This is a genomic window from Kribbella sp. NPDC051137, from assembly GCF_040682535.1.
GTDB classification, from domain to species: domain Bacteria; phylum Actinomycetota; class Actinomycetes; order Propionibacteriales; family Kribbellaceae; genus Kribbella; species Kribbella karoonensis.
Window position 1 is genome coordinate 1,199,240 of sequence record NZ_JBFBBI010000002.1, and the last position, 18,460, is coordinate 1,217,699.

General features: G+C 67.7%; 13 protein-coding genes. 7 read left to right on the forward strand and 6 right to left on the reverse strand.

The window, feature by feature from the left end:
* Positions 1 to 4: 4 nt before the first annotated feature.
* The 6 genes from AB0M51_RS13230 to AB0M51_RS13255 all read right to left on the reverse strand — a co-directional run bounded on the left by AB0M51_RS13230 (position 5) and on the right by AB0M51_RS13255 (position 6,124).
* Positions 5 to 985 (reverse strand): ABC transporter permease subunit, encoded by a 981-nt coding sequence (locus AB0M51_RS13230; RefSeq protein WP_344187564.1) that lies wholly within the window; start codon positions 983 to 985, stop codon positions 5 to 7.
* 3 nt (positions 986 to 988) lie between these two features.
* On the reverse strand, positions 989 to 2,536 hold the full coding sequence (locus AB0M51_RS13235; RefSeq protein WP_344187563.1) for an extracellular solute-binding protein: 1,548 nt from the start codon (positions 2,534 to 2,536) through the stop codon (positions 989 to 991).
* A gap of 10 nt (positions 2,537 to 2,546) precedes the next feature.
* Complete coding sequence (locus tag AB0M51_RS13240; RefSeq protein ID WP_344187562.1) at positions 2,547 to 3,164, reverse strand: DUF624 domain-containing protein; 618 nt, start codon at positions 3,162 to 3,164, stop codon at positions 2,547 to 2,549.
* Positions 3,165 to 3,292: 128 nt separating this feature from the next.
* Positions 3,293 to 3,949, reverse strand: coding sequence for a DUF1961 family protein (locus AB0M51_RS13245; protein ID WP_344187561.1), 657 nt, complete (start codon positions 3,947 to 3,949; stop codon positions 3,293 to 3,295).
* The gene (locus tag AB0M51_RS13250; RefSeq protein WP_344187560.1) at positions 3,946 to 4,962 is read right to left on the reverse strand and encodes a LacI family DNA-binding transcriptional regulator; all 1,017 of its coding nucleotides are present in this window, start codon (positions 4,960 to 4,962) and stop codon (positions 3,946 to 3,948) included. The genes AB0M51_RS13245 and AB0M51_RS13250 overlap by 4 nt, the downstream gene beginning before the upstream one ends.
* A 37-nt stretch (positions 4,963 to 4,999) precedes the next feature.
* Positions 5,000 to 6,124, reverse strand: a complete 1,125-nt coding sequence (locus AB0M51_RS13255) for a LacI family DNA-binding transcriptional regulator (protein ID WP_363749392.1) — start codon at positions 6,122 to 6,124, stop codon at positions 5,000 to 5,002.
* A gap of 147 nt (positions 6,125 to 6,271) precedes the next feature.
* Between AB0M51_RS13255 and AB0M51_RS13260 the strand changes: the two genes are divergently transcribed.
* The 7 genes from AB0M51_RS13260 to AB0M51_RS13290 are packed head-to-tail and all read left to right on the forward strand — an operon-like array spanning position 6,272 to position 18,436.
* A complete protein-coding gene (locus AB0M51_RS13260) occupies positions 6,272 to 7,213 on the forward strand; it encodes a sugar ABC transporter permease (protein WP_363749394.1) in 942 nt (313 codons plus the stop codon).
* Entirely contained in the window at positions 7,197 to 8,045 is an 849-nt protein-coding gene (locus AB0M51_RS13265; RefSeq protein WP_363749396.1) for a carbohydrate ABC transporter permease, read from the forward strand. The genes AB0M51_RS13260 and AB0M51_RS13265 overlap by 17 nt, the downstream gene beginning before the upstream one ends.
* 29 nt (positions 8,046 to 8,074) lie before the next feature.
* Positions 8,075 to 9,544: an extracellular solute-binding protein gene (locus AB0M51_RS13270; RefSeq protein ID WP_363749398.1), complete on the forward strand. Its 1,470-nt coding sequence runs from the start codon at positions 8,075 to 8,077 to the stop codon at positions 9,542 to 9,544.
* On the forward strand, positions 9,541 to 12,708 hold the full coding sequence (locus AB0M51_RS13275) for a hypothetical protein (protein WP_363749400.1): 3,168 nt from the start codon (positions 9,541 to 9,543) through the stop codon (positions 12,706 to 12,708). The genes AB0M51_RS13270 and AB0M51_RS13275 overlap by 4 nt, the downstream gene beginning before the upstream one ends.
* A 27-nt stretch (positions 12,709 to 12,735) precedes the next feature.
* Positions 12,736 to 14,421: a right-handed parallel beta-helix repeat-containing protein gene (locus tag AB0M51_RS13280; protein ID WP_363749402.1), complete on the forward strand. Its 1,686-nt coding sequence runs from the start codon at positions 12,736 to 12,738 to the stop codon at positions 14,419 to 14,421.
* On the forward strand, positions 14,418 to 16,640 hold the full coding sequence (locus tag AB0M51_RS13285) for a beta-galactosidase (protein WP_363749404.1): 2,223 nt from the start codon (positions 14,418 to 14,420) through the stop codon (positions 16,638 to 16,640). Before AB0M51_RS13280 ends, AB0M51_RS13285 begins: the two co-directional genes overlap by 4 nt.
* Positions 16,640 to 18,436, forward strand: a complete 1,797-nt coding sequence (locus AB0M51_RS13290; RefSeq protein ID WP_363749406.1) for a heparinase II/III family protein — start codon at positions 16,640 to 16,642, stop codon at positions 18,434 to 18,436. The genes AB0M51_RS13285 and AB0M51_RS13290 overlap by 1 nt, the downstream gene beginning before the upstream one ends.
* The last annotated feature ends 24 nt before the right edge of the window (positions 18,437 to 18,460 follow it).

Here is an 18,460-nt window from a genome sequence, read left to right on the forward strand (position 1 = left end):
CTCCTCAGAACAGGCCGCGCTGGCCCATGCGCTTGGCCAGCAGGTTGGAGCCGAAGATCAGGATCACGCCGACGACACCCTTGAACAGACCGACCGCGGTCGCGTAGCTGAACGAGCCCTGGGTGATGCCGATGTAGTAGACGAACGTGTCGAACACGTCCGCGACGTCACGGTTCAGCGAGGTCGTCATCAGCCAGATCTGCTCGAACCCGGAATCCATCAGGTGTCCGGAGGTCAGGATCGCCATCACCACGATCGTCGGCCGGATGGCCGGCAGCGTGATGTGCCAGAACTGCCGCCACCGTCCGGCCCCGTCCACGCGGGCCGCCTCGTACAGTTGCGAGTCCACCCCGGCCAGCGCGGCCAGGTAGATGATCGTGCCCCAGCCCGTCTGCTTCCACAGCAGTTGCAGCACGATCAGCGGCCGGAACCACGCCGCCTGCGCGACGTAGTCCGTCTTCTGCCCGCCGACGATGCTGTGGATCCAGTTCGCGATCACGCCGAAGTCGACCGAGAACAGCAGGTAGGTCAGCGACGCGACGATCGTCCAGCTCAGGAAGTGCGGGATGTAGACCAGCGACTGTACGGACCGCTTCAGCACATTGACGCGCAACTCGTTCAGCAACAGCGCGACGACGATCGGCGCCGGGAAGACGAAGAGGATTGTCAACAATGCGAGCAACAGGGTGTTGAACAGCAACCGTCCGAAGTCCGGTCCGCTGAACAGCTCCTGGAAATGCTTCAGCCCGACCCACTCGCTGCCCGAGTAGCCCAGAAACGGTACGTAGTCCTTGAACGCGATCGTCAGGCCGTACATCGGCAGGTACTTGAACACCACGAAGTACACGAGGCCCGGCAACAGCAGCAGGTACAGCCAGCGGTAGCGCCAGAGGTCACGCCCGCGAGTACGGCGCTTCGGGGTGGGGGCCGGCCGCTTGTCGTCAGCGGCCGGCTGCACCACCTCCGGTACGAGGTCGGTGGCCATCGGTCAGCCGCCCGCCTTGGCGGACAGGTCGTTGACCTCCTTGGCGATGTCCGTGCCACCGCTGTCGTACCAGCGCTTGATCTGCGCCTTGAGCTGGTCCTCGGTGATCGCGCCGGACAGGTACTTGATCCGCGCGTCCGGGATGATCGTGTCCAGGGTCTGCCCCTTGGCGATCGCGGTCGGCGCGATGATGCTGAGCGCCGGGTTGAACACCGCGGTCTTCAGGTCCTCGTTCATCAGCACGTCGAACTTCTCCCGCATCTTCCGGCTGGCCTCGTCGTTCGGCCGCAGCGCGTAGGCGCCGAGCCCGACCGACGCCCGGGTGCCGAGCTGGATGAAGCCCTTGTCGACGTCGTTCTGGATCGCCTTCACCTTCGGGTCGTCCTGGTTGATCGGCACCGCGTAGTTGCCGTCGACCTTGAAGTTGCGGCCCTCGATCCCGTTGGTGAGCAGGATCGAGCCGTCCTTGGACTCGAGCTTGTCCAGCGTCTTCAGTACGTCGTCCAGCTGCTGCTCGGTCCGCACGTGCTGCTTGGAGATCGCGATCACCATGTTGTAGCCGGTGAACGGGTACGAGTGCTTCTGGCCGTCCTGGCCCTTCAGGTTGCCGACCAGCGTGACCTTGTCGAAGTCCTTCGGGTTCTTCTCCTTGAACAGGTCGAGCAACTGCGTGGCCCGCACGTTCACGTCGATGATCATGCCGCCCTTGCCCTGCACGAACGGGTCGTTCCAGTTCGCGCTGTCCAGGGTCGCGAAGTCCGGGTTGACCAGGCCTTCCTGCACCCATTTGCGCAGCCACTCGTTGGCCTTCAGGAACTCCGGCGTGTCGAAGCCCGGCACCAGCTTGCCGTCCCGCTCGCCCCAGCCGTTCGGCGCGCCGAACCAGGTCTCGATCACGTCGTACGGGCTGGCGCTCGCGTAGCCGCCGGGCCACTTCGGGATGATCAGCCCGTAGGTGTCCTTCTTGCCGTCGCCGTCCGGGTCCTTCTCGGTGAACGCCTTCGCGATGTTGTACAGGTCGTCGACGGTCTCGGGCTCCTTGAGGCCCAGCTTCGCCAGCCAGTCCTTGCGGATCACGATGCCGGAGCGGAGCAGCGGCCGGACGCGGTAGATGCCGTACGTCTTGCCGTTGGTCTGCGAGTTCTTCGCGGTCTGCTGGTCGGCTGGCTTCAGGTTCGGGTACTTGTCCAGCTTGCCGGTCAGGTCCCAGAACGCACCGGCCTCGGCCGCCTTCACGAACGACGGGCTCTTCTCGTTCGCGACCATGATGTCCGGGATCTTGTCCGAGGCCAGCGTGACGTTCGACTTGTCGCCGTACTCCGCGTTCGGCACCCAGGTGATCTGCAGCTTCTTGCCGATCAGCTTCTCGACCGCCTGCTGCAGCTCGCCGTTCGGATCCGGCGCGGTGCCGAACAGCGGTGCCATCACGGTCAGTTCGTTGCTTGCCTCCTGGCCCTTGGAGTCGCCACCGCCGCCGGAGCAGGCTGATGCGGCGAGCAGGGCCGTGGTGACTGCGGCGACGGCGAGCCGCCGGGGAGAGAAGATGGTCATTGGTTCCCTTTCAGTTACTACTGGGGTGCAGGCGCGCGTCGTTCTCGGCGAAGAAGCGCAGGCAGAGCCAGGTGTCGAGGCGGATCCACGCGCCGCCTGCGAGCACGATCCCGAACACCGGGAAGCGCGCCGACAGGTAGCCGACGGAGACCGCCACGAACAGCAGGACCAGGGACGACGCCGGCCGCGCGAGCGCGAGCAGCGATGCCTTGGGCAACAACAGGCGGACGCCGAGGTCGAAATGCACGGCCATCGGGAACGCGTAGGCGGCGATCAGCCCGAGCGCGACGAGCGCGAACAGGCTGGCCAGGCGGGGGAGCGCGGCCCCGAGCGCGGCGAAGTACAGGTAGTTGCCGACCAGGACGACGGCGACCGCGACCAGGGGGAGCACCAGGACCGTGCCGCGCCGGAACTCCTGGCGGAACGCGGCACGGAAAGCGGGGAACGCATGAAACGATTCATCGGATGACCTGCGTCTGGCCAGTGAATATGCGGCAAGCGTGGCCGGGCCGATACCCAGTGCGATACCGCCGGCCAGCGTGAATAGGATCCACAGCGCGTTGAGCTTGATCGTCCAGACGACCTCGTCCGCAACGCCGTACAGCTTGATGGCCCACCCAGTGCCCATGCCGGTTCCCGCCCTCTTCAACGGTGAAAAGTGGTGTGACCGTATGGTTGAATCGTCTCAATGTCAAGACGTTGGAAAGCGTTTGTCAGGGACCGGTCACGAGGAGATTCGCGCGCCGCGGCGGCAGCTCAGTGCCGGCTGACGCGCAGGTTGGCGTACTCGCCGATCAGCGGTGCCATCTGCCGGAAGCCGAGTTTGCCGCCGGCCAGCGGGTGTTGGTCCTGCCAACGGAAGCTGACCAGATCGTTGATCGCAAAGGAGATTTCGCCGTTCCGGACGGTGAGTTTCAGGCGGTACGGCCCGTCGGCGTCCGCGACGTCCGGGATCGGGTCGGCGCCCTGCGCGACCAGGTGGAACCCGTAGCTCTTGCGCAGGTTGCAGGTGTGGAACGCCCGCTCCTCCGCCCAGCGCCTCCGGAAGTACGAGACGTGGTACGTGTCGAGGTCGCCGTGGTGGTACTGGTCGTACGGCCCGGTGCGCGGTCGCAGGTCGAACAGGTCCTCACCGGCGCGGCCCCGCGCGTGGAAGAACAGGATGCAGAGGCCAGGCTCGCGGACCGGCCAGAAGTCCCACTCGACGGTGATGTCCGGCGGGAAGTCCTCCGGGCACCAGAGCACCACGTTCGCGTCCGGCTGCAGGCTCTCCAACCGGAGTCGGCCGAGCGGGAACGACGTCGTACCGTCGCCTTCGAGCCGGAAACCGCCGAGGTCGTCCGCCGAGGCGAGAGGGTTCTCGTAGAGCACGGCGGCGGACGCGTGTTCGTCGTCGGGCGGAGTCGGCGTCATCGACGGCGTCGGAAATCGCTCGACTCGCGGACGATCAGGTCCGGCTGGAAGATCACCTGCCGGTGCCGGTGCTGCTCGGCGTCCTCGACCTCTTCCTGCAGCAGCTCCATCGCGGACCGCCCGAGCAGCTCGGCCGGCTGCCGCACCGACGACAGCGGTACGGCGGCGGCGCGGGCGAAGTCGATGTCGTCGTACCCGACGATCGCCATGTCCCGCGGGACCCGCAGGCCGGCCACCGCCATTCCCTGCAGGAATCCGAGCGCGAGCAGGTCGTTCGCGAGGAAGGCTGCCGTCGGGCGGGACCGGGCCGGCATCGCGGCGATCCGTTCACCGATCGCGCGGCCCTCGACGACGCCCATCACGTCGACCTCGTGGCACTGCAGCTCGACGCCGTCCGCGCCCGCGACCACCGCGCTGATGCCTTGCTTGCGGTCGGCAACCTGTTGCATGCTGAACGGCCCGCCGACGAAGGCGATCCGGCGATGCCCGCACTCGATCAGGTGGCTGCCGGCGAGTCGCCCGCCGAGCTGGTCGTCGACGGACACCGAGCACAGCCCGCGGTCCGCCGTACGGTCGACGAGCACCACCGGCGTACCGCGCTCGACCAGCGCGCCGAGCTGCGGGTCGTTGCTGTCGAACGGGGTGATCAGCACGCCCATCACGCGTTGCTGCTCGAGCTGGTCGAGGTGGTGCATCTCGCGCACCGGGTCGGTTTTGCTGTTGCACAGCATCACCACAGTGTCGTCCTCGTACGCGAGCGACTCCGCCCCCTCGGCGAGCGAGGTGAAGAACGGGTTCGTGACGTCGAGCACCACCAGCCCGACGGTCCGGCTCCGGCCCGCTCGCAGATGCCGCGCCGCCTCGTTCCGCACGAAGCCGAGCGCGTCGATACTGTCCTGCACCCGCTTCCGCGTCGCCGGCGCCACGATCGCCGGCCGGTTCAGGAAGTTGCTGACCGTCCCCACCGACACCCCGGCCTGCCGCGCAACCTCCTTGATGCTGGGCGTCGCCATCATCCCCCGTCCAGCAGCCGACTCGGTCCCGGGCAGTCTAGTCAGCCCCGATTGAATCGTCTAAATCCACCAGGAGCCGGCTGGTGCTGGAGCGGGTGATCAGCTGCGGATCCAACGTCAGATGGCTGACGGTGTCTCGCGCCTGGTCGTTGATCAGCCCCAGGAGGATCTGTACGGCGAGTTGGCCGACCTGGCGGCGCGGTGGCGCAACCGCGGTGAGTGCGGGGTGTGCCAACGCTGCCAGTTCGTCCTCGTACGCAACCACCGACAAGTCGCCCGGTACGTCGACGCCGCGGGCGCGGGCGTGCCGGAGCAGGGTCAACGCGTCCTCGTCGCTGTGGCAGAGCAGACCGGTGACCTCCTGGTCACGGAGCTGGTCGAGGATCAGGTCGAGATCGGCGGTACTCCAACCCGGCCAGTCCAGCGCGCTCTTGCCGGCCAGAAACGGGACGTCCGCCGGGAGGTCGAGCTCCGCGATCGCGTGCTGCCAGCCGTGGTGGACGAGCTCGGCGGTCTGGGTGTCGGTGCGGGCCAGTAACGCGATCCGGCGATGGCCGAGTTCGGACAGGTGTCGGACTGCTCCTGCGGCGCCGCGCTCGTGGGCGGTCCGGATCGAGCTGGGGCCGTCGAGGAACATGCTCGGCAGCTCGCGCTCCATCAGGACGGCCGGAACCGGTAGCTCCGACAGCCACGCTTCGTACTCCCGGACGGCGGCGTTGTGCTGCTGCCGGCTGCCCAACGCGGGCAGCAGCAGCAGGCCGTTGACGCCGGACTCGATCAGTCCGCCGATCAGCTCCCGCTCACTGCCGACGATCGACTCCAGTGTCGGGTCCGTGCCGCGGCGGGAGAGCGCGAGGTTCACGGTCAGGCCGGCGTCGGGGTCGTCCGCCCGGTCGCGGATTCCGTCCAGGATCCGCGGGTAGTACGCCGTCGCGGCCGGGATCACGACGCCGACCTGGATGGCCGCGGTGACCGGTCCGGCAGTGCTCAGCGTGGCACCGCCGTACACCTTGTCGAGCAGCCCGTCGGCGACCAGGGAGTCCAGGTCGCGTCGCACGGTCGCCTCCGAGACGCCGAGGGCGCCGGCGATGTCGGTGACCCGGACCGCGCCGGAGCGCCGGGCCTGCGCGATGATCCGCGACCGCCGCTCGGCGGCTAGCACGCGAGCAGCCGTTCGTGCTTCGTCATGCAGTGGACTCTAGCCTATCTCGCAACATCGCTCAAACTCCTTCAACATATTGACGAAACGCCAACACCGCGCAAACCTGTCCATCGGAAAGCGTTTGTCGGTCGGTGAGGAGAGGGTTCTATGACGGAGGTCGTCAGAGCGGCCGCGGTTGTCAGAGCGGCGCCGCGACCACGGCGGCGCCGGTCCGGGTGGTTGATCTACCTCGGGCTGTTGCCGACGTTCGCCGTACTCGGCGTGCTGCAGTACTACCCGGCGATCAGCGGGGTGCTGCACTCGTTCTTCGACTGGCGACCGGGCTTCAGTTCGCCCTTCGTCGGGCTGGAGAACTACCGGACGATGTTCGCCGACGACCTCTGGTGGCGGTCGTTCCGGAACCTCGGGGTGATCTTCGCGGCGTCCGTGACGCTGATGTGGGTGTTCCCGCTGCTCGCCGCGGAACTGGTGATCAGCCTCCGCAGTGAGCGGCTGCAGTTCGTCTTCCGGACCTTACTGATCGCCCCGCTGGCATTCCCCGGTGTGGTCACGACCCTGGTCTGGTCGTTCATCTACGACCCGAACAACGGCGTACTGAACAGGGCGTTGCAGGCGATCGGCCTGGACAGCCTGGCGCTGAACTGGGTGGGCGACCCGCGGACCGCGCTCGGCGCGTTGCTGATGATCGGCTTTCCGTGGATCGCCAGTCTGCCGTTCCTGGTCTTCCTTACCACGCTGCAGAACATCCCGAGAGAGGTGTTCGAGGCGGCAGCGCTGGACGGTGCGTCCCGGTTGCGGCGGGTATTCGTCATCGACCTGCCGCTGCTGGCTTCGCAGATCCGGCTGCTGTTCTTCCTCGCCACCATCTCTGTACTGCAGTACGGGTTCGCCGCCTACCTGGTCACCGGCGGCGGTCCGGACAACGCGACGCAGGTTCCGGTACTGCGGATGATCGGTGTCGCGTTCCAGGGCAGCGACTGGGGGTACGCGACGACGCTGTCGACCGCGCTGTTCGTCATCACGCTCGCGCTCAGCGGCGTGGTCATGGCGATCCGCAGGCGGGAGGCCCGCGATGTCCGCGGTCACTGAGGCTCCGGCCCGCGGACGGCGCCGCCAGCCGATCGTCGTCGCGGTGCTCAGCGTGCTCGTGCTGGCCGGGTTGTTCCCCTATCTGTTCATGATCATGACCTCGGTCAAGACCGACGAGCAGTTCACGGCCAGCTACTGGATGCCGTCCTGGCCGCTGGACCTAGGCAACTACGCGGTCGCCTGGCGGCAGATCGAGCCGTACTTCGTCACGTCGGTCGTGGTCGCCGCGCTGTCGATCGTCGGGACACTCACGTTGGCGTCGGTCAGCGGCTTCCTGTTCGCGCGCTACGCCTTCGCCGGCCGGAACCTGCTGTTCGGCATGATCGCCGCGCTGATGATGGTGCCGAACATCAGCAGTCTGATCCCGCTGTTCGTGCTGATGCGCGACCTGCATCTGCTGAACACCCTGCCCGTCCTGGTGCTGCCACACATCGCGGGCAGCGTCGTACTGGCGACGATCCTGATGCGGACGTTCGTCCAGCAGATCCCGCAGGAACTGTTCGATGCCGCCCAGGTCGACGGGGCGGGCGGGTTTCGGCTGTTCGTGTCGATCATGCTGCCGCTGTCGTTGCCGGTGATCGGCACCGTCGCGCTGATCACGGTGATCAGTGTCTGGGGCGAGTTCTTCTGGCCGCTGCTGGTCATCACCGACGACTCGTTGCGCACCATCCCGGTCGGGTTGTCCTTCTTCCAGGGTCAGAACGCCACCAACTGGGGGCCGCTGTTCGCCGGCTACACGCTGGCGAGCCTCCCACTGTTGCTCGTCTTCACCTTCTTGTCCAAGTGGTTCCTGGCCGGCGTGCAGGGCGGTCTGCCCGGCACCGGCAAGTGATCACCACACCCTCACGAGAGGACCGTGTCATGAATCCCGTCAGCACCCCGTTCGGCCGGCGTACCTTGCTGCTCGGCTCGCTCGGCGGCGCGTTGGCCGGCACCTTCGGCCTGAGTGCCTGTTCGTCCGGCAGCGGTAGCGGCAGCGACCTGCAGATCACGCTTGCCGGTCCGAACCAGTGGAACTCCGACGGTGCCAGCTTCGGCAAGCCGTGGGAGGAGCTGATCGCCCGCTTCCACGCCGACGAGCCGGGCATCTCGATCAAGACCGTCGTACTGCCGCTGAAGGAGTTCAAGCAGACCCTCGCCACCCAGTTGTCAGCCGGCAGCGCGCCGGAGCTGGTGTTCAGCCAGGCGGCGCACGAGCCGCACATGATCTATCCGCTGACCGACGCACTGAAGAAGCCGAACCCGTACGTCGAGGGCAACAAGGAATGGCTGGACCTGTTCGACCAGCGGTACTTCGCTCCCGGCCTGCCGAACGTCGTCAGTACGACGTCCGGCGACTTCGAGTACATTCCGTTCAACCTGGTGGCGGTCGGGGTGTACTACAACACCGAGGCGTTCGCGAAGGCCGGGGTGACAGCGCCGATCGCGACGTTCGCCGACCTGCTCGCGGCATGCCCGAAGCTGATCGCGGCCGGGTACACCCCGTTGGCGATGGACAACTCCGACCTCGGCGTCGGCTGGACCGTCAAGACCATCGCCAACATGATGCTCGACAAGTACTTCGACAAGATCAACAAGTACGATGCCAAGGGCAACGAGGGTCAGGCTGAGTACCTGTCGCCGAAGGGCAAGAGCTGGGCGCGGGCGATCCTCACAGGTGACATCAGTGCGCACGGTACGCCGGAGGTCGCCGAGTCGCTGCGGCTGCTCAAGCAACTGTTCGACGCGGGCGCGACGAAGAACTGGACAGGTGTCGCCAGTTCGTCGGGTTCGGTGGTCAACCTGCGGGACTTCCAGGCGGGCAAGGCCGCGATGGCCTGGGGCGTGCCGTTCGGGTACGGCGCGCTCGGCGACCTGCAGGGGAAGGTGTCGAGCATGCCGTTCCCGACCATCACCGCGAGCAGTTCGCCGCTGTCGACCGGTGCGCCGGCACGGTTCGGCACGAGCGTCGGCGGGACGTCGTACATGATCCCGTCCACCCTCGACGGCAAGCACCGGGACGCCGCGGTCAAGTTCCTGCAGTGGATGAGTGTGCCTGCGAAGATCCAGCCCTGGCTGGACGCGACCGGCGGGATTCCCGCGGTGAAGGGCGCGAGGGTCCCGAAGGGCGTGGCCGGAATGATCAGCGGTGTCTGGAGCGAGCCGATGCGGATGGGCGGACTGCCGAGCGGCCCAGCCGGCACCACGGAGCTGAGCTTGTACGACGGTTACCTGCTCGGTACGAAGCCCCTCGACCAGGAGCTCGACCACCTGCAGGACATGTGGACCAAGAGCACACGTGAACTGGTCAAGAAGAACGGCTGGGACAAAGAAGACTGGGCGAAGGCATGAGGCGCCGCAGCCTGGCGGCGCTGGTCGGCGCGGCGCTCGCCGGTACTGCGTTGACCGCGCCGACTGCGACAGCTGTCGTTGGGACGACCTACTACATCTCGGATCGCGCGGGGTGCAGCGACACCGGACCCGGGACGTCGCCGGAACAGCCCTGGTGCGGCTTCGGACCCGCGAACGCCTTCGATTTCGGACCCGGGGACCAGTTGCTGCTCGAGCGAGGGTCCAGCTTCTCCGACGGCCTCACCTTCAACGACTCGGGTACGGCGGACGCACCGATCACCATCGGTGCCTACGGCACAGGAGTGCGTCCGAGGATCACTGACAGTACGTCGAAGACCGGTCTGACGCTGACAAACGTCGACCACGTCCGGGTGCGCGATCTCGACGTCGGCTCGAAGACCGACACGGGCAAGTCGCGGATGACCTACGGCGTCCGGCTGGACTACAACACGCCGGGGCACCAGGACGTGGAGTTCTCCGACATCTCCGTGCACGACAACTCGAATGTCGGGCTGCTGGTCACCAACGCCGGCCCGTACACGTTGACGGACTCGGTACTGGACGGGCTGCGGGTAACCCGCGTGGAGTCGAGCCACAACGCCCACGGCATCCTCACGCGCAGCCTCACCTCGCCGACCGACCTACCCGCCGACCCTGGGCCCGGTACCGCGGGAGAGAACGCGTTCATCCATGCCGTTTTCGACCGGCTCTACTTGCACGACGACGACGGCAACAATCCCGGCCCCACCCCGACACAGGTCGGCAACGGCTGTCCCGACGCGCTGGCACTCGGACGGGTGCAGGACGCGATCGTGATGAACTCGATCTTCGACGACGAGGTGAGCTGCCGGACGACGTACGGCACCGCGGGGATCTATCTCGGCGGCGTCCACCGGCTGCTGATCACCAACAACCTGTTCGTGAACACGCCGAACACGATGAACCCGGACATGGTCGCGATCGACCACGAGATCCGGACCAGCAACGTCGAGATCCGCGGCAACTACTTCGGTAACAACTACGGCGGGGCCATCGAGTACCTCGCCATCCACGGCGCCCGCGACGTACACACGGCGAACGTCACCGCGGACAACGCGTTCGCCGGCAACGGCGGCGGCTCCCGCATTCCCTACCCGGCCGGGGCTTCCGTGGGGCAACTGGGCGGCAGCGTCCCGGTCCATGCGGCCGTCGACGGCAACCTCTACTCCGAGCCGCACGCCTTCCTGGAGGCCAAGTTCGGCGGTACGACGGCGAACTTCACGGTCAGCGACAACATCGAGATCGCCGATCCGGGCGACCTCCACAACGCCGCCGCCGAGTACGGCACCGAGTCCGGGTGGGGCGCCCAGCGGTTGACGTCGGAGTGGCAGGATCTGCCCCGCGACCAGGCGACCGGTGACTACCACGACGGTACGGCTGGCGTCGATCGCTTCACGCTCACCGCCGGAGAGGCCGCCGCGGTCGCACGCACCTGGACGGTGCCGCACGACGGCGTGATCACCATCCGCGGCAACGCGCTGACGACGACCGGCGCCGCCGCGGTTCGGGTGACGATCGGCAACCGCACCCTGCTGCAGAGGGCCGTTTCGGCAACTCAGGATCAACCCACTTCCGTCGACGATCTTCGCGTCCGGGCGGGCGAGCAGATCCGGTTCGAGGCGAGCGGCGACGGCACAGTCAGTTGGGCGCCGAGCATCGGCTACTCCGCCGCGACACGATCCTCCGACCCGGCCGGCGAGTGGACGTTCTCGGTCAACGGTGACACCCAGGGCTGGCACAGCGACGACAAGCTCACGGTCACCCGCGGCAAGCTGGAGGTGACCGGTGCCGGCAGTACGACGACACTGCGCTCCCCGGCCAACCTGGGAATCGACGCCGCGGACCACCGATCGATCCACGCGCGGATGCTGAACAGCACGCCCGCCACACAAGGCGTCCTCACCTTCCGTACCTCCACCGGTCGCACCGGGCACGAGGCATTCGCCGTGAACGCCGCGCAGCCGCAAGGAATCACGGTCGGCTACACCGACTATGTGATCCCGCTGACAGACAACCCGGACTGGCGGGACAGGATCGACCAGATCTCACTCGAATTCGCCGGTGCCGACGGCACCATCTCGGTGGACAGCGTCTCCTTCGCTGCCGCGCCGAAGTACTCCTGGGACTTCGCCGCCGCCGACGGGTGGCGGATCAACCCGGACAACAGTTGTCCAGCGGCCGGGACGCCGGCTGCACAGCTCAGCCCGGCGATCGACAACAGCACCGGTACGTTCGTCAAGCACGCCGACATCGTGTGGTCCACCGCGCGGGCGCAATCGTTCCAGGTACCGTCCGGCAGCCTCGCGCGCCTCGATCTGTGGGCGTACAAGACCGGCACACCCGCGAGTTGCCTCTTCCTCCAGGTCGTCCGGCTCGACGACAAGAACCAGATCGCCGACTGGCTGTTCACCGGTGCCGTCCCGGCAGCTCAGGTCAGCGCCGCAGGTGGCTTCGTCACGATCAATCCGAACCTGCACGGACTCGACCCACAGGCGACGTACGCCGTCCTCGTGTCTGCGCCGTACCTGACGCCGGGCGGATCGACGTACGGCATCGGCTACAACGACCAGGGCCTCTACCCGTCCGGCGGAGAGTTCTACACCGTCGACAGTGGTGCGCTGCTGCGCGGCCCGGAAGCCAGCCGCAAGCGCAGCCTGCGGTTCCGCACCTTCAGCAGTGCCGAGGTGGTCCAGGAACCGGACAAGACCATGCCAGTGGCAGTTGCCGATGGCAAATTGACCGCGAAGACCGGGTACGAGCCGATGCTCTACTCACCAGCCGGTCTCGGCATCGACGCCGGTGAGCACCGCTACGTCCGGATCAGGATGAACAACCCGGAGAACCGGCCGACGGCGTACCTGTTGTTCACCACCACGGAACACCCGCGGTTCGATCGGCCGGCGACGGGGTGGCCACAACGCAACGAGGACGGCGGCAAGGGGCTCACCTTTGCTCTGACACCGGGAGCCGGGTACGTCGAATACGTGCTCGACATGGCCGACGTACCGGGGTGGACGGGAACGGTGGACCAACTGCTGGTCCAGCCACTGAACCGGTGGAGCTACCGAATCGGCTCACTGTCGATGACCTGGACCGGCGGCATCGACTACGTCCGGGTCGACTGAGGGGCCGACGAACCGAGGAGGATTGCGATGAGAACCAAGACCGTCGTCACCTTGGCGGTGGCGCTCGGGTCGGCCTGCGCCGGCCTCGCCGTGCCGGCACAGGCCGCCGGGACGACCTACTACGTGGACAATCGCGTCGCCGGCTGTGACGACAGCGGCGCGGGTACGTCGAGCGCCCAGCCGTGGTGCGGGTTCACGCCGATCACCGCCCGGACCTTCGCGCCGGGCGACCGAATCCTGCTGGCCCGTGGCGCCTCCTGGCGCGAACGGGCCCAACTCCAGGGCACAGGCAGGGCCGACGCTCCGATCACGTTCGGTGCGTACGGGTCGGGCGATCGGCCCCTACTGCTCAACTCCGGGCTGGGCTGGGGCATTCGGATGATCAACCCGTCGCACTGGCAGGTCAGCTCGATCGAGGTGGACGGCTCCGGCACCGACAAGCTGGATGCGGGGATCCAGGTGCGCTTCGACGGCGACGCCGGAATCGGCAACGAGGACCTGCGGTTCTCGGACGTGTACGTCCATCACAACCAGATCGGCATCGCGATCACCGGGACCGCGGCGCCGGCCGCGGACCAGTGGGCAATCAAGGACCTGACCATGGCTCGTGTGGAGGGCGCGCACAACGAGGTGTCGATCGCCTTCGGCAACGCTTCGGCGCCGAGGCAGTTCCTTCAGGAGACCACCCTCACCGGTCTCTTCCTGCACAACGACGACGGTGCACCCGCGGCCGAGGTGGGCTGTGCCAACGCCCTGACGCTGCAGAGCATGACCGGCGTCCTGCTGACGAACTCCGTCATCTCCGACGCGGGCGGCTGCCCGGTGACGACCGGGACGACCGGGGTGTACGTCGGGAACGTCGCGAACACCACGATCATGAACAACATCATCGTCAACACCGACCAGACCGCCTCGCCCGACCAGACCGGCGTCGATCTCGAGGGCAACACCGACAGCGTCGCGCTGCGCGGCAACTACATCGGCAACAACGTCGGATGGGGAGTCGAGGACCTGGCCATCCACGCCACGGCGAACACCCGGGCGAGCATCGTGTCGAACGCGATCGTCTTCAACGGCAAGGAGCCGATCGCCACGGTGGGCTCCGCGTCTACTCCGACCGGTTCGATCGGAGGCAATCTGTGGCAGGGAAGCGCACTGCTGTACGCCGGTGACGGCGGCAGCTTCGACGGCTTCTGGGTCGGGCCCAATCCGGGACCCGTCACCAGCACACGCGTGTGGTACGCCGCCCGTGACTGGGCAACCGGTCAGGGACAGTACGGCTGGCGGTACGAGTACTCCGGCGACTCCGGCACCACCTGGTCTGCACTGACCTACCAGCCGGCAACAGAGGATTGGCGACCGGCAGCCGGAGCGCTGCCGTTGATCAGCAAGTGGAACTGGCATCCCGCCGGACCGGGATCGTTGGTCGCTCGGTCCTGGACAGCACCGACCGACGGAACCGTCGCGATCGCCGGCCAGGCGGCCAAGGGCGTCGTCGGCGGCGACGGCGTCCGGGTCCGCATTCTCGACAACAGCACGACCGTGGTGGCACCGACCGACGTCGACGGGACCGACCTGGTCGGGATCGGTACCGACATCACAACTCTGCAGGTGCAGGCAGGCGACGTCATCCGCTTCGCCGTCGACGCCGGGTCCGCCGGCGCGAACTCGTACGACACCGTCAACTGGACACCGGTGATTGGATACCTGTGAAGTCATTCATCAGCTGTGACGCCCGGACCGCGCATCTCGACATCGACGGCAGTCATCTCTCGCACTGGGGAGGCGCCGCGCCCGACGGCCGGTTGCTGGCGGCGAACAACCATCACCTGACCCTGGACGGTGAGCCGCTGGCGATCGTCGCGGGCGAGTTCCAGGGGCAGCGGTACCCGCGATCGGAGTGGCGCGAAGGCATCCGTGCGCTCAAGGCGGCGGGTTGCACGATGGTGTCGTCGTACTGGTTCTGGAGTCTCGTGGAACCGAGTCCCGGCACTTTCGACTTCACCGGGACGAACGATCTCGCGGCCTTCGCCCGACTGTGCGCCGACGAAGGACTTTGGCTGCAGGCGCGGATCGGCCCGTTCAACAACGCGGAGTTCTTGCTCGGCGGCCTCCCTCCCTGGCTGTACGGCATGCCACTCGTGGAGCGGTCGAACGACCCTCGTTACCTGAAGCTGGTCGGCCGGTACTACGGCGCGCTCGCGGAGCAGTTGGACGGGCTGCTGTGGCGGGACGGCGGCCCGGTGATCGTCGTACAGCTGGAGAACGAGCTCAGTCACGCGCCGAACGACTGGCGGACGCTGTTCGGCTACACCGCGACCGATCATCGCGGGCCGGAAGGTGCCGAGTTCGGCCGGCACATGTCGGCGCTGCGCCGGCTCGCGATAGACAACGGGATCGAGGCGCCGTTCTTCGCGATGACCGGCTGGGGCACAGCGGGCGAGTTGCCGGGCGACGAGTTCCTGCCGACGTACGGCGGGTACATGGACCTGCACCATCGACCCGGGCCGAACGCCCGGCTGACCACGTTCGAGGGCGCACAGGACTACCCCTGCCGCGGGCGACTGCCGATCGCGTTCAGCGAGCTCGGGACCGGTTCACCGAACCGGGCGGCGTACCGGCCGATGTCGCCGCCGGAGATGATGATCAGCACCGCGCTGACCCGGCTCGGCGGGACCGAGTCGATCTTCCTCGGGTACTACCTGTTCCACGGCGGCACCAACCCGACGCGAGGTGACGGGTTCGGCTGGCTGACGAAGGAGAACGCGTTCGGGCTGCGGTCGTACGACTTCTGGGCGCCGGTCGGCGAGTTCGGGGACCGGCGGGCGTCGTTCTACCGAGCGGCTCCGCTGAACCTGTTCGTCCGCGAGTTCGGCACCGAACTGGCGCGGCAGCAGGCGATCGCGGTGGCGGATCCGGTGGTCGACCCGGATGACGACCGGCTGCGGGCGGTCGTCCGGTCCGACGGTGGAAGCGGGTTCGTGTTCCTGAGCAACTACGGGAACAACACACCGCTGAGCGCCCGCGACGACGTTCGCGTCGAGGTGGCGCTCGCCGGCGGGCAGGTCCGGTTCCCACGTGAGAACCGGCTCGCCGTGCCGTCCGGCGGCTGGGCGATCCTGCCGGTACGGCTGGACCTCGGGCACGGATACACGCTGGTCTCTTCGACAGCGCAGCCGCTCGCCCGGCTGGGCAACTCCTTGGTCTCGTTCGCGCCGAGCGACCTTCCGGTCGAGTACGTCGTGTCCGGTCCCGACGGCGACGAGGAGGTGCTGACCAGCGCCGGGCGGACGCTGACCGTGGGCAGCAGTCAGTTCGAGCTGATCACGCTGGACCGTGGCGCGGCCGAGCACGCGCAGATCGTCACGCGGAACGGCCGTAAATGGCTGATGACCGGCCCGGACGACCTGACCGAGACACCGGCCGGGATCCGGATCTCGAGGTTCGTCGACCTGGCGGATCCTGACCGGTCGCCGGCCGGGGTCCGCGTGCTGCCGGGCGCCGCACGATTGGCCGCCGAGTTGCCGGCGCCGCGGCTCGCGGCGGACGATCTGCGGATCGAGCGGCTCTCGGAGTCTCGCCTACTGCTGCGGGTCGCGGACGGCCGCGTCAGCGACCCGGACGATCTGTGGGTGGACATCGCCTACACGGGCGACCTGTGTCGGGCCTTCGACTCCCGGACCGGGCAGCTGATCGCGGACGACTTCCATCGCGGCATCCCCTGGCGGGTGAAGCTCGGCCGGTTCGCGGATGCGCTCGCGGCGGACGGGGTCCAGTTGCGCGTCGAGCCGCTGATGGCGTCGTCCCGCGCCCGGGAGGACGCGCCGATGCTGCTCGACAGTCATCAGGAAGTGCTCGGAGAGGCGCGGATCGACCGGATCCGGCCGTTCGCCAGGCAGTCGGCGATCGTCCGGCCGATAGGGTGGAACTGATGTCCAAGACACTGCGTGACCTCATGCCCCAATCCGTGTTGCGCGAGGCGTTGAGCGCCGCCGAGCTGACCGGGTTCCTGCCCACTGTCACCGACCGCGCGGCGTGGTCCGCCGTTTCGGACAAGGACCGTACGGCGCTGCTCGCCGATGCCGCTCGGCAGGCCGCGGGGGAGTGGCCGGTGCTGCTGGCCGGCGATTTCGCGCGCTTCCATCGCGGCGGTGATCGCAGCCGCTACGAGAACCCGTACTTCGAGCGGCGGCGGCGGGTGGTGACGAGTGCGTTGGCGGCGTTGCTGACCGGTGATGCGGAGTGGGTGGCGGATGTCGTCGACGGGGTGTGGTTGTTGTGTGACGAGGTGACCTGGACGGTTCCGGCGCATGCTTCGGCGGCGATCGGGCGGGGGTCGGCCTTGCCGTGGCCGGGGGACCGGGACCTGGATCTGTTCTGTGCGGAGACCGGCGGGCTCCTCGCATGGGTGGATCATCTGCTGGGGCCGGTGCTCGACGAGGCGACCCGGCGGCGGATCGCGGTCGAGGTCGACCGGCGGGTGCTGGCGCCGTTCCTGGAGGTCCGGGACTGGCGGTGGCTGGTTGGGTTCACCAACAACTGGAACCCGTGGATCCACTCCAACGTCACCGCCTGCGCGCTGCTCGTCGAGAGGGATCCGGTCCGGCGGGCGCAGATCGTGGACCTGGTCGTGCAGGGGCTCGACGTGTTCCTGGACTCGTACCCGGACGACGGCGGGTGCGACGAGGGCGCCTCGTACTGGACGCGCGCGGGTGGTTCGGTCGCGGACAACCTGCTGCTGCTGTACGACGCGACGGACGGGGCGCTGGACGGGTTCGGGCACCCCAAGCTGCGGGCGATCACGGCGTACCTGCCGGCGATGCACATCGCTGACCGGTGGTACGTGAACTTCGCGGACTGCCCGGCGCAGCTCGCAGATCCATCGGCGGCCTACCCGCTGTACCGGCTCGGCGTGCACACCGACGAGCCGTCCGCGCGAGGGCACGCGCGGGTGATCCGGCATCGCGACGATCCGCTGGTGCCGCGGATCCCGTCGATGCTCCGGGTGGTCGGCGCGTTGCTCGAGCCTGGTCTGCTTGTCGACGAGCAGATTGTCGACAAGCAGAATGTCTACCTTCCGGACACCGAGGTCGTCGTCACGCGGACGGACAAGTTGCTGCTCGCCTGGAAGGGCGGGCACAACGAGGAGTCGCACAACCACAACGACGTCGGGACCTTCGTGGTCGCGGCGAACGGCGTACCGCGGGTGATCGATCTCGGCGTCGGCACTTACACCCGGCAGACGTTCTCGGCGGACCGGTACCAGATCTTCACGATGCAGAGCGACTACCACAACCTGCCACGGATCAACGGGTTCGCGCAGCGGCCGGGGCGGGAGTTCCGTGCGACCGGAATGACGGCGGAGGGCGCCGACCTGGCGCGCGCGTATCCGGAGGAGGCCGGCATCCGTTCGTGGCACCGCCGCCTGGTGCTGCACGACAGTGTCGAAATGGTCGAGCTGACCGACACCTGGGACCTCGAAGCGGATCCGACCGAGCTCGTGTGGCACCTGATCCTGCACGGTGCCCCGACCCAGGACGCCAACACGATCATCGTCAACGATCTGACGATCCGTCACGACGACAACCTCACCGCCGTGCTCGAGCCGCTTCCACTCCCCGACCCCAAGCTCGCCGACATCTGGGGCGACCACGTCACCCGGGTCGTGCTGACCGCCCGTCCGCAGCTGTTGCGGCGCACGGGCGCGATCACGCTGACGTTCGCCTGACGCGGCGGGCGGACGGGCCCACCG

Bases quoted from the DNA above. Each gene is read 5' to 3' on its own strand.
- AB0M51_RS13275 (WP_363749400.1), top strand. From the start codon at position 9,541: ATGAGGCGCCGCAGCCTGGCGGCGCTGGTCGGCGCGGCGCTCGCCGGT.
- AB0M51_RS13270 (WP_363749398.1), top strand. From the start codon at position 8,075: ATGAATCCCGTCAGCACCCCGTTCGGCCGGCGTACCTTGCTGCTCGGC.
- AB0M51_RS13245 (WP_344187561.1), bottom strand. From the start codon at position 3,949: ATGACGCCGACTCCGCCCGACGACGAACACGCGTCCGCCGCCGTGCTC.
- AB0M51_RS13280 (WP_363749402.1), top strand. From the start codon at position 12,736: ATGAGAACCAAGACCGTCGTCACCTTGGCGGTGGCGCTCGGGTCGGCC.
- AB0M51_RS13240 (WP_344187562.1), bottom strand. From the start codon at position 3,164: ATGGGCACTGGGTGGGCCATCAAGCTGTACGGCGTTGCGGACGAGGTC.
- AB0M51_RS13230 (WP_344187564.1), bottom strand. From the start codon at position 985: ATGGCCACCGACCTCGTACCGGAGGTGGTGCAGCCGGCCGCTGACGAC.
- AB0M51_RS13290 (WP_363749406.1), top strand. From the start codon at position 16,640: ATGTCCAAGACACTGCGTGACCTCATGCCCCAATCCGTGTTGCGCGAG.
- AB0M51_RS13265 (WP_363749396.1), top strand. From the start codon at position 7,197: ATGTCCGCGGTCACTGAGGCTCCGGCCCGCGGACGGCGCCGCCAGCCG.
- AB0M51_RS13250 (WP_344187560.1), bottom strand. From the start codon at position 4,962: ATGGCGACGCCCAGCATCAAGGAGGTTGCGCGGCAGGCCGGGGTGTCG.
- AB0M51_RS13235 (WP_344187563.1), bottom strand. From the start codon at position 2,536: ATGACCATCTTCTCTCCCCGGCGGCTCGCCGTCGCCGCAGTCACCACG.
- AB0M51_RS13260 (WP_363749394.1), top strand. From the start codon at position 6,272: ATGACGGAGGTCGTCAGAGCGGCCGCGGTTGTCAGAGCGGCGCCGCGA.